10 protein-coding genes are annotated in these 11,135 nt (G+C 70.7%); 5 read left to right on the top strand and 5 right to left on the bottom strand.

The window, feature by feature from the left end:
• Window positions 1-3 precede the first annotated feature (3 nt).
• A complete protein-coding gene (locus CcI49_RS12135; protein WP_076826570.1) occupies window positions 4-1,203 on the bottom strand; it encodes a M14 family metallopeptidase in 1,200 nt (399 codons plus the stop codon).
• Between the two features lie 92 nt (window positions 1,204-1,295).
• Complete coding sequence (locus CcI49_RS12140; protein ID WP_076826572.1) at window positions 1,296-2,600, bottom strand: MFS transporter; 1,305 nt, start codon at window positions 2,598-2,600, stop codon at window positions 1,296-1,298.
• A 234-nt stretch (window positions 2,601-2,834) separates the two neighbouring features.
• On the opposite strand from CcI49_RS12140, the gene CcI49_RS12145 reads away from it, so the two are divergent.
• Window positions 2,835-3,284: a YdeI/OmpD-associated family protein gene (locus tag CcI49_RS12145; RefSeq protein WP_054564814.1), complete on the top strand. Its 450-nt coding sequence runs from the start codon at window positions 2,835-2,837 to the stop codon at window positions 3,282-3,284.
• Between the two features lie 297 nt (window positions 3,285-3,581).
• Window positions 3,582-4,397 carry a dimethylargininase gene (gene ddaH / locus CcI49_RS12150; protein ID WP_076826574.1) on the top strand — a complete coding sequence of 272 codons (816 nt, stop codon included), beginning with the start codon at window positions 3,582-3,584 and terminating at the stop codon, window positions 4,395-4,397.
• A 60-nt stretch (window positions 4,398-4,457) separates the two neighbouring features.
• Here ddaH and CcI49_RS12155 read toward each other — a convergent pair whose 3' ends face one another.
• Complete coding sequence (locus CcI49_RS12155) at window positions 4,458-5,120, bottom strand: TetR/AcrR family transcriptional regulator (protein WP_054565407.1); 663 nt, start codon at window positions 5,118-5,120, stop codon at window positions 4,458-4,460.
• Window positions 5,121-5,302: 182 nt separating this feature from the next.
• Between CcI49_RS12155 and CcI49_RS12160 the strand changes: the two genes are divergently transcribed.
• The 3 genes from CcI49_RS12160 to CcI49_RS12170 all read left to right on the top strand — a co-directional run bounded on the left by CcI49_RS12160 (window position 5,303) and on the right by CcI49_RS12170 (window position 8,721).
• A complete protein-coding gene (locus CcI49_RS12160) occupies window positions 5,303-7,471 on the top strand; it encodes a PKD domain-containing protein (protein WP_076826577.1) in 2,169 nt (722 codons plus the stop codon).
• Window positions 7,472-7,662: 191 nt separating this feature from the next.
• On the top strand, window positions 7,663-8,292 hold the full coding sequence (locus tag CcI49_RS12165) for a pyridoxamine 5'-phosphate oxidase family protein (protein ID WP_054564817.1): 630 nt from the start codon (window positions 7,663-7,665) through the stop codon (window positions 8,290-8,292).
• A gap of 33 nt (window positions 8,293-8,325) precedes the next feature.
• Window positions 8,326-8,721, top strand: coding sequence for an NUDIX domain-containing protein (locus tag CcI49_RS12170; protein ID WP_054564818.1), 396 nt, complete (start codon window positions 8,326-8,328; stop codon window positions 8,719-8,721).
• Between the two features lie 78 nt (window positions 8,722-8,799).
• Here the strand turns inward: CcI49_RS12170 and CcI49_RS12175 are convergent, their stop codons facing one another.
• The gene (locus CcI49_RS12175; RefSeq protein ID WP_076826837.1) at window positions 8,800-9,435 is read right to left on the bottom strand and encodes an HNH endonuclease family protein; all 636 of its coding nucleotides are present in this window, start codon (window positions 9,433-9,435) and stop codon (window positions 8,800-8,802) included.
• 253 nt (window positions 9,436-9,688) lie between these two features.
• On the bottom strand, window positions 9,689-10,876 hold the full coding sequence (locus CcI49_RS12180) for a glycosyl hydrolase 53 family protein (protein ID WP_241840030.1): 1,188 nt from the start codon (window positions 10,874-10,876) through the stop codon (window positions 9,689-9,691).
• Between the last annotated feature and the right edge of the window lie 259 nt (window positions 10,877-11,135).

The raw sequence follows: 11,135 nt of genomic DNA on the forward strand, positions 1-11,135 counted from the left end.
CGCCTAGCTCGCGGTCAGGCCGGTCACACCGGTCAGGCCGGTCACGGCTGCGGCGATCACGGCCAGGCCGCGGTCGAGGATCTCGGTGCGCCAGGCCTCGTCCGGTGGGTCGAACGCCGCGCGGACGAGCCCGGCGATGCGCGCGACCTGTTCCTCGGTCACCTCAACTTCCTCGGTCACCTCGACCGCGTCACCGGCCTCCTTGGCCGCCTCGCGGCCCGCCGCGGCGCGGTGCAGCCAGAGCCAGTTGTCGGCCTGCAGCGCCCGCAGGACCGTGATCGCGTCCTGGGTGCCGAACTCCAGGGTGATCGCGGTCAGCTCGGTGTCGGGCAGCTCGTCCATCAGCGCCCGCGCGGAGTTCCCGCCGATGCGCGTCGAGCTGGACGTCCCGTCGTCGGAGTCCGTCAGCGCCGGCCCGTACCAGGCGCGGGCCCGGTCGAACGCGCCCGGGTCCTCGCCGCCGCGGAAAATCGGCTCCGCGGCGCCGCGCGCTCCCAGACCGGTGTGCAGGTCGAGGTAGGCGATCCGGTCGTAGCCCGTCAGATGCTCGCGGATGATCGAGCGCCAGGTCGTGTTCGACCAGCAGGGCTCGGCGCCGCCGTAGAACAGGCCGTCGGGGTGGTGGTACTGACCGGCGGTGATCGCGAGCTGGGTGGCACGCTCCCCCACCGCGGCGAGGTGCGCGAAGATCTGCTCGTCGGCCGCGGCGTGCGCGGGCCCCTCCCAGTCGGCCGGCAGCAGCCCCCGGTGCAGCGCCGAGTACCCCTCGTTCACCGGGCGCCGGTCATGATCGACGAAGTTCCGGTTGATGTCGATGTTGTCCTCGTTGACCCGGCGCCGGTGGGAGAAACCGAACGGGTTCAGCGCATGCACCAGCACGACCGACATCCCGGGGGCGGTGGCCGGGTCGAACTCGGTGAGGAACCGGAGCTGGCAGGCGGAGCCGGCGAAGCCCTCCGTCCCGTGCGTGCCGCTGACCAGCACCAGCGCTGCGCCACCGCCACCGCCACCGCTGCCGCTGCCGCTGCCGCTGCCGGCGCCGGCGCCGGGGAGCTGGCCGAGCTGGATGACGTCGGTGAACAGTTCCTCGCCGCCGGCCCCCCTCGCCGTGTCGTTGCGCAGCGACGTGATCCGCCCGCCCCGGTCGGCCGCGGCGGCGAGCAGACGGCCGCGGGCCTCGGCGTAGGTGGTGGAGAAGTACATCCAGCCCTCCAGACGATCGCGGGGCGCGGCTCGGGTGGGTTCGGGTTCGGGGCGGTTCCGCGGAACCGCCCCGAACCGCGGAACCGGGGTGTTCAGGCCGGTTCCGCGGAACCGCCATCCGCCACCGCGGCAGTCGGGACGGACGGCAGCGGCGGCGGCGCCACGCGTTCTGGGCGGCGGCCGCGGATCTGGCCGAGCGCGGTGACGGCTGCCGTGATGCCGATGAGCAGCGCGAACAGCCCGCGGTAGCCGCTCGCACCGACGACGGAGCCGGCGACCAGCGGGAAGACCAGGATCGCCACCTCGAAGAGCAGGCCCGCCATCGGCAGCATCCGGGCCCGTTCGGCGGGGCCGGCGAGGTTCACCGCCCGTGCCTGGAAGGCCGGCAGGCCCAGGCCGTAGGTGCAGCCCAGCGCGAGAGAGGCCACGCAGTAGAGCACCGGACTCGAACCGACGAAGACGAACGCGGTGACCGACCCGATCATGCCGATCGTCGTCACGGCCACCACCCGGTCCGAGGCGCTGTCCGGCAGGAAGCGCGACAGCCCCAGCCGGACGGCGATCACCGCGATCGTGTACGTCACGTAGAAGATGTCGAAATCGAGGTCACGGCTGTCGGCGAAGGTCGTCTGGAAGCTGTTCATCGTCGTGAAGACGCAGGCGCACAGCAGGACCATCGCCAGCGGCACGATGCTGGGCGACCGGAAAACACTGCGCGAGGCCGCCGGTGCCGACGCCGGGGCCGGGGCCGGGGCCGGACCATCAGCGGCAGCATCGCGAACCGCGGCCTCGGCGGGAGAGGCGCCGACGCGAAGGCGCCCCAGGAAGATCGCCAGCGGAACCACCAGGCAGGCCGCGGCCACGGCAAGCCCGGCCCCGGCGACGAAGACCTCCTGGTAGGACAGCCCGGCCCGGCGCAGCGCGTTGCCGAGCACCGGCCCGATCCCGAAACCGACCTGGATCGTCCCCGTCGCGTAGCCGATGAGGGTGGCGCGGTCGGCGTCCGTCGCCAGATCGGAGGCGATCATCGGTGCGGCCGTGTAGGTGACCGACCAGGCCGTGCCGAGCACGACACAGGCCACCACGAGCCACGCGCCGACCGAGTCGGTGGCGGCGGCGAGCAGCGCGGCGGCGGCGTACATCACACAGGCCACGGCCAGCAGCCGGTGCGGTGCGACCTTGCGCGGGTACCGCAGCAACAGCAGCAGCGCGATCGCGGTTGTCGGGGCCGCCGYGGCGCAGAGTGCCCCGTAGGTCGCCTCGCTTTCGCCGAGCGACTTCACGAAGGGCCCGATGAGCAGCAGGACCCCGAAAGCGGAGGAGGCGAACAGGACGCACCCGATCAGCAGGCCGAGAACAGCCCTCTCGACCGGCGATCGCCGCTGCCTGCCCGACACGGTCTGGGCGGTCGTGATGGTGTCGACCCTCCACTCCCACCCGATGGAGCCGCAGTCACGGCAACACAGAAGGCTCTGATCCTTATTTGCGGATCAACTATAGCTCTTCCTCCGCATCTACGGAACAGCCTTCCACGCTGTCCGTGTCAGGCGCGAAGCCCACGTACGTCCGGTATGCGGGGTCCTTCACGCATTCAGCCATCCGGGACACCCGCACGCCACGACAATGCCCGGATGGCTGGAGACGAAGCGGGCCCAGAGCTCCCGGTCGAGCTTGCCGACGCGCTGCGGCGCGCCCCCGGCGCCTGGGAACAGTGGTCACAGCAGAGCGACGACCTGCGCCAGACCTACATCCAGTGGGTGGCCGGTGGGCACGGACGGCCCGTACGCCGGCGGCGGGCCCGCCGGACAGCGGAATACGCCGCCCGCGGCGTTCTCATCCGATCGGTGCAGCAAGCCCGGGAACGCAGCGTCTCCCGCGAGATCGGTGCGGCGGTCCTGTGGTGGATGATCGCCACCCTCGCGGTCAGCGCCGTCGAGCTGCTGCTGGCGAAGCTGCTCTCGGAGCGGTTCTCCTGGGCGGACCTGCGCCACCTCGCCTGGACGTCCGCCCTCACCGCCATCGGGGCCGCCGCGCCGGTCCTTTGGCGCCACCGCCGGGCGCCCGTCCGCACCGCCGGATGACGCCCGGGCGCAGCCCCGGGCTCCTCTGGAAATCTGACACCAATGGCTGGTTTTCGCGGCAGGTTCGGCTGTCGCGTTCACGGTCCTGTAGGGCTCATTGTGCCCTTCCGCAGAAGGCCCCGCGGCAACGCAGGCGCAGGCGGCACCCAGGCGCAGGCTCGAGCGCGCCGGTCGGGGTGCGAAATGTGACCCATCACCCGACTCGCGGTGGTTCGCACCAGGGAGCACGTGCCATGCCCGTAAGAATGGACAGGGACAGGGACAGGGACACGCGCACCTGAGGCACTCGGAGGGCCTATGCAGCGGACCGCCACCGGCCGCCACTACCTCATGGTCGAGCCGACGTACTTCGACGTCGAGTACTCGATCAACCCCTGGATGCACCCGGAGCTGCCGACCTACCCCAAGGTCGCGCTCGAGCAGTGGACCACGCTGCGCGACCTGTATCTCGAGCTCGGACACCGGGTGGACGTCCTCGAACCCCGCCCCGGCCTGCCCGACATGGTGTTCTCCGCCAACGGCGCGACCGTCGTCGACGGGCGGGTCCTCGTCGCGCGGTTCCGCCACGCGCAGCGGCGCCCCGAATCCGACGTGTTCCGCGGCTGGTTCACCGACCACGGGTTCAGCGTGGTCCGCCAGGCACAGTGGACGAACGAGGGCGAGGGCGACTGCCTGACCGCCGGGGCCCGCATCCTGGCTGGTTCCGGCTTCCGGACGACCCCCGAAGCCCACACGGAGATCCAGGAGTTCCTCGGCCTGCCGACGGTCACCCTCACCTTGACCGACCCGCGCTACTACCACCTGGACACCGCCCTCGCCGTCCTCGACGACGACCTGATCATGTACAATCCGCAGGCCTTCAGCGCCGACAGCGTCCGCCGGCTGCAGGAGCTCTACCCGGACGCCATCACCGCCTCCACCGACGACGCCGAGGCGTTCGGCCTCAACGCCGTCTCCGACGGCCGTCACGTCGTGCTCCCCCACGGCGCCACCGGGGTGATCGCGCAGCTGCGCGACCGCGGCTTCGAACCGATCGGCGTGGACATGTCCGAGCTGCAGAAGGCCGGGGGCGGCCCGAAATGCTGCACCCTGGAGCTGCGCGGCGGCGACTGATCCGGCCCAGCCCTGATCCGACCAGGCCCGTGATCCGACCCAGCCCGGCCGCCGCGTCGTTCAGATGCCGCTCGGCGGCTCCAGCACGGCGCGGGTCGCCTCCATCCAGTTCTGGCCGGAGAGCCGGCGAAAGGCGCTGACCAGGGTCGCCCCGAGATCGAAGTCACGGGCTACGAGCCACTGGGCCTGCAGGCCGCCCCAAAGGGCGATGAACTGCCGTGCGACCTCGACCGGGTCCAGGCTCGGATGCGCCTTCCCGTCACGTTGGCGATCGGCGACCAGCCGGGCGTAGGTCTCGACCGCGGCTCGGTGGTGCTGGGCGACGTACTCCTCGGCGGGGTGGCCGGGGATCGCGGCCTGACCGGCGAGAACGACACGCAGCCGCATAACCGCCTCGCGGACGCCCTCGCCACCCGCGTACGCGCCGAGGGCGTCCAGGTCAAGGCCGGGCAGGCCGGCGCTGGGCGGCACACCGTCGCGCTCGGCCCGATCCACCGCCAGCTCGTCGTCCCGCTCCAGCGCGGCCACGAGCAGATGATCTTTACTCGGGTAGTGGTAGAGGACGGTGGCCTCGCTGGTCGCGACCCGCCTGGCGACCTCGGCGATCGTCACCTGCGCGTGACCTTTCTCCATGACGAGATCGAGGACCGTCTGAGCGATCTCTCGTCGGCGCCCGGCCGTCCGGGCGTAGCGGCCGCGCGAGCGGCTGGCCGTCGATGCCATGTACCGAGCATCGCCCATCCCGAACCTGATTTGACATGAAGGTCCTGCAGCCGATTCTCGCCCGTTAAGTCCGATTTATACCTTTACTCCTCCTTGTTGACGGCAGTTCTTTATGGTTCGCTCAGTTTTCATAGCGATCATGATCGACGATCGGCAACGAAGGAACCCGAGGAAGCGATGCGATGAGGTCATTCAGGAAGCCCGCGCCCCGCGGCGCGACGATCCGGCTCGCCGCGGGCGCGCTCGCAGCGGGCCTGCTCGCGGCCGCCTGCACATCGGACGGAAAGCCCGACGCCGACACCACCGGCACGCCCGCCACGACCGCGTCGTGGAAGAGCAACGTCGGGCGTCCCTTACAGATCTCGACGCCGCTGCCCGGCCAGCCGTGCCGGACCAGGGATGACGCGACGCCCGTGGTCACCGGCTCCTGCGTCGACCCGAAGCTGAACCAGCCCTACGTCGACAAGGACGAACGCCGCACGGTCACCGACCCGGAGACCAAGGTCAAGGTCGACTTCCGCTACGTGCACGGAGGCTTCAGCGGGACCGAGGCGACGTTCGCCTTCTACTTCCCGGACCGCTACGCGGGGCGGTTCTTCCAGTACACCTACCCGACCCTGACCACCGACGACGCCGGGCCGGCCACGATCGCCTTCGCCCTCTCGAACGGCGCCTACCTGGTCCGCACCAACAACGCCGGCGGCCTGCCGAAGGCCGGCGAGCTGGGCGGCTACCGCGCGAACGCGGCCGCCGCGAACCTCTCGCGCACCGTCGCCGCCCAGGTGTACGCCGACTCCGCCAGGCCCCGCGGCTACATCTACGGCGCCAGCGGCGGCGCCTACCAGACCATCGGCGCCCTGGAGAACACCGAAGGCGTGTGGGACGGCGGCGTGCCCATCGTCCCCGGTACCCCGAACGCGATTCCGAGCAGCATGACCACGCAACTGCTCGCGCTGCGGGTGCTTCGTGACAAGTTCCCCCAGATCGTGGACGCGATGGAGCCCGGCGGCAGCGGCGATCCCTACGCCGGGCTGAACACCGAACAGCAGGCGGTGCTCAGGGAGGCCACCCGCCTCGGGTTCTCCCCGCGCGGGTGGTGGGACCACGCCGAGATGGACGGCGGCGCCTTCTACGCGGTGGCCGGTGGCGTCCGCATCCTCGACCCGACCTACGTCGACGACTTCTGGAGCAAGCCCGGCTACGCGGGCACCGATCCGGCGTCCTCGGCCGGCGCCGCCCGCTTCCAGTACGACGCCGAGGTGACGGAGCTGGTCGGGAGCCCGCCGACGGGGCTGCGGCTGTCCGGTGTGCCGGCCGGTGACCTGACCGGCGCGGACATCGTCGTCACCAGCGGCGCCGCGGCCGGCAAGTCCGTCATCGCCGCGGGCTCGAAAGGCACCGAGGTCACCTTCCGCAAGGATGCGGACGCCGCCACGACTGCCGCGATCGGCACGATCCGCCCCGGCGACCACGTGCGCCTCGACAACTCGTGGCTGCTCGCGCTGCAGTACTACCAGCGCTATCAGGTCCCCTCGGCGGACATGTACGGCTGGAACCAGTTCCGCGGCTCGGACGGCGCGCCGTTGTATCCGCAGCGGCCGGTCCTCGCCGGGCCGACCTTCGCCCAGGCGGCGAGCGGAGCCGTCCCGACCGGGAAGTTCCACGGAAAAATGATCATGCTCGCCTCGCTGCTGGATGTCGAGGCGTTCCCCTGGCCCGCGGACTGGTACCGCACCCAGGCACAGACCACCCTCGGCGCGGAGCTGAACGACAGCTACCGCCTGTGGTACATGGACAACGCGGTGCACAGCTCACCGCGCGACGACGCGGCCGAGACGCACGTCGTCAGCTACGGCGGCGAGGCCCAGCAGGCCCTGCTCGACCTGGACGCCTGGGTCACCCAGGGCACCGCGCCACCGGCCAGCAGCTCGTACACCGTCGACAGCGACTCGCAGGTGAACCTCGCACCCACCGCCGAGCAGCGGAAGGGAGTACAGCCCGTCGTCAACCTGACCATCAGCAAGGTCGGCACCCGGGACGTCCGGCCGGCAGCGGTGCGCGCCGACGCGAGGCCGGACGAGGCCGTCACGCTCGCCGTCTCCGCCCAGGCGCCACCCGGCAGCGGGAAAATCGTCCGCGTCGAATGGGACTTCGACGGCAGGGGCACCTACCCGGACCAGTCCGAAATCGACAACCCCGGCAGCACCGTCCAGACATCCATCAGCCACGCCTTCACCAGGCCCGGGACGTATTTTGCGGTCGTGCGGGTGACCTCCGAACGCAACGGCGACGCGGCGGCGCCCTACACACTCGTCCAGAACATCGCCCGCGCCCGGGTCATCGTCAGGTAGGCCGGGGCTAACGAGGCAGGTTCAGCGCAAGCGCGGCGGTGCCGTGGTTCCGCGGCACCGCCGCACCGCCGTTCCAAGGCACTGCGGTACCGCGGCACCGCCGTTCCAAGGCACTGCGGTACCGCGGCACCGGTGCGGCCGGCGCCGAAAAGCAGTCGTCACGGGCCACGGCGGCGGGACAGAATTCCGCCATGCTGACACCCACCCGGGCCACCCAGCGGGTGACCAGAGATCGCGCCGCGGTGCACGCCGTGCTCGACGAGGCGCTGACCTGCCACGTCGGCTTCGCCGCCGAGGACCGACCGCACGTATTGCCCACCCTCCACGCGCGGATCGGCGACGTACTGTACGTCCACGGTTCGACCGCGGCCCGCCTGCTCACCGCGGCTCGGCCGGAACCGCTGCCGGTGTGCGTGACCGTCTCGCTGCTCGACGGTCTCGTCCTCGCGAGGTCGGCCTTCCACCATTCGCTCAACTACCGTTCCGTCATCATCCACGGGAACGCCGAGTACGTTCTCGACCCCGCGGCGAAGGAACGGGCGCTGGCCGCACTGGTCGACCGGGTTGCCGTAGACCGCTCGACGCAGTGCCGCCCGCCCACCTCGAAGGAGCTGGCGGCGACCGCCGTGCTCGCCCTCGACCTGGACGCCGAGTCGACGGACGTCGCACTCAAGGCCCGCACCGGACCACCGAACGACGACGAGGCCGACCTCGACTCGGGCTACTGGGCCGGCGTGATCCCGGTCCGCCTCACCGCCGGTTCCGCGGAACCGGCCTGCGACCTGCCCACACCCTCCGGCCTTGCCCCCTCGCTGGGCTGACCCGGCACCGGACGCCGTGGCAGCATCAACGCCGTGGCGCAGAAACAGGCAGTGGTGGCCGTGCTGACCAGAGCCGGGCGGGTCCTCGTCATCGAGCGGGGGCCGCGGACGGAGCGATCCGGCTACTGGGCGCCGCCGAGCGGGCGCATCGAACCCGGTGAAAACCAGGAGGAGGCGCTGGTCCGAGAGGTCAAGGAAGAGGTCGGGCTCACGGTGACCCCCGGCGCCAAGGTCTGGGAGTGYGACACCGACAACGGAACCTTCCGGCTGCACTGGTGGACGGCGTCGGCCGAGACCGGCGAGCTCGCACTCGACCCGGACGAGGTGAGTGCCGCCCGCTGGGTTACCCCGGCCGAGTTCCTCCAGCTGGAACCCACCTTCGCCGGCGACCATCCGTTTTTCGAGAAGGTTCTCCCTGGCCTGCTCTGACCACGCCAGGACCTGGCTGCCCGCGGGTTCGGATGTGGGCAGCCAGGCGTAGTCACGCGGAAGTCAGTTCTGCRGGGCTCAGCAGGTGCCGAGCATGGTCGTCAGGGCGGACTTCTCCGCACTGTCGACGGTGAGGCTGTAGTAGTACTTCACCTGGACCCACGCACGCGCGTAGGTGCAGCGGAACGAGGTGAGCGACGGCTGCCACTCGGCCGGGTCCTTGTCGCCCTTCGACTGGTTGACGTTGTCGGTGACCGCCCACAGCTCGGGGCCGCCGAGGTCGTTGGCGTAGGTCTGGCGCTGCGCCGTGGTCCAGGCCCAGGCGCCGGACGCCCACGCCTCCGCCAGCGGAACCATGTGGTCGATGTCGACGTCGGAGGCGGACGTCCAGGTCGCGCCGTCGTACGGGCTGTACCAGGAGCCGGAGGTCGCGGCGCAGCTGCTGTTCACGACGACACCGGTGCCGTCGCGCTTCAGGACCTGCTCACGGGTGTTGCAGGCGCCGGAGATCGTGATCCAGTGCGGGAAGAGGTCACGGTCGTAGGTGGAGGAGTGCGACTCGGCGGCGACCGTCAGGGAGTTCAGCCGGCTCAGTGCGGTGCTTGCCGAGGGGATGTTCGGGGGCGTCGCGTTCGCCGGCGCGGCGGCGAGGAGCACGCCGACCAGGATGGCAACGAYGGCGACAGCCGCCGCCTTGAAGACACGAGGGGACACCACGCTCTCCTGACTGGCCCCGCCGGGGCCGGAGGGAATTCCGGTCCAGGTCCGGCGAAACCCGTCCAGGAGAATCCCAGACAGTCGATCAGGCAGAGCAACCCGAGAGCGAATATGCAGTAAATCTTCGCGGCGCATTTCAACCGAAAGTGAAACTGGGTCCGAAAACTGCAAAACCGAGATGAATCCTTGGCTCCGATCAGCCGCACGGCCGCGAAACCCGGCTCCTCCACTGCCGCGCGCGGGCCCGGGATCAGCTCGCGCCCGGAGCAGCGCCCGATGCGGCGGCCGGGATGGCCGCGAAGGCGTTGAGGCTGGGCAGCGCGGTGCCATCGCGATCGAACATGGCCAGGTTCGCCGCGGGCATCGGTTCGCCGGGTTTCGGGCTCACGGTGAGCCAGGCCGGTTCCCACACGAAGAAGCCGAGGCCGCGATGGTCGGGCACGTCACTCAGGATCTGGCGCAGCTGGGCGAAGAACCGTTCCTGGCCGGCTGGTGTCGCCGGCAGGGCGGTGCCGTCCGGTAGCTGGTCGGGTGTGTTTACCCAGTCACCGGGCTTCGCCGCGGCCAGGCTCTGCGGGTAGGCCGTCTCCGCGATGAGGATTCCGCGGTGGTAGCGGGAGGCGAGCATGTCGAGGTTCGCGCGCAGGGCGGCCAGCGAGCCGTTCCAGAACGGGTAGTAGCTCAGGCCGATGATGTCGAAGGATGTGACACCGGCCTGGATCAGGCTGTCGAAGAAATATCGGGACAGGCCGCTGTCCCCGCCGCTGTCGACATGAAGGACCACCGGGAGATGCCGGCCCGGGGCGCCTTCGCGGGCGCCGGCGATGGCACTGTTCAGCAGGTCCGCGAGCCTCGCCCATTCGTCGGCGGTGCCGGCCTGGACGGAGCCCAGCGGCCAGAGGATTCCGTTGGTGATCTCATTGCCGATCTGGATCATATCGACCGGGGTGCCCTGCGCGGCGAACCTCGACACGAGATCCCGGGTGTAATCGCCGATTCTCCGCTTCATGGCCGCCAGGTCGGACCGAGGCCATGAGGCCGGCGGCTCCTGTGCGTGCGGATCGGCCCAGAAATCCGAGTAGTGCGGCACCAGCATGATTTTCAGCCCGGCACTGTGCGCTCTTCTGGCGAGTGTCAGCGCCGATTTCTCGTCGCTGTAACCGGCGGGCGGGCTGACCCAGACCCGCAGCCGGACGTAGTTCGCGCCGCGGGCGGCGAGTATCCGTTCGACGGGACGTCGCTGCCCGCCGTCAGACAGGGCAGTGCCGGCGGCCTCCTCCTGCAGCGTGAAGGAGATGTCGGCGCCGCGGACACCGAGCACCTCCGCCGGGCGCGCACCGGGCCCGCTCAGCGCTGTGACCAGCACCGACACCACGACGAGAACGGCGAGAACGGCGACCAGGATCAGCGGCAGGGCCACCCGCGCAGGAGGGGCCACCCGCACGCTCCGTCCCCGCATCGGTTCCCGCCCCCCTCCCGGCCGAGCGGCCCGCGGGCGCCGCGATCTCGGGCCGCGGGGCCCGCACGACGGCTCGGGCCCCGGCGGCTTCGCCGGGAGACTCCCGGGCCCACCGTTCGGGCAACGCCTCAGATCTCGCAGGATACCTGGCCACGAAAAGCATTCCGCCGCCACCTGAAAGTGATCTCAGCTATCAGCGCGGACAGCGGAGAGTGTGAGCAGAAAAACAAAGTGACCT

Source organism: Frankia sp. CcI49 (assembly GCF_001983215.1).
In the GTDB taxonomy this organism is placed as follows: Bacteria; Actinomycetota; Actinomycetes; order Frankiales; family Frankiaceae; genus Parafrankia; species Parafrankia irregularis.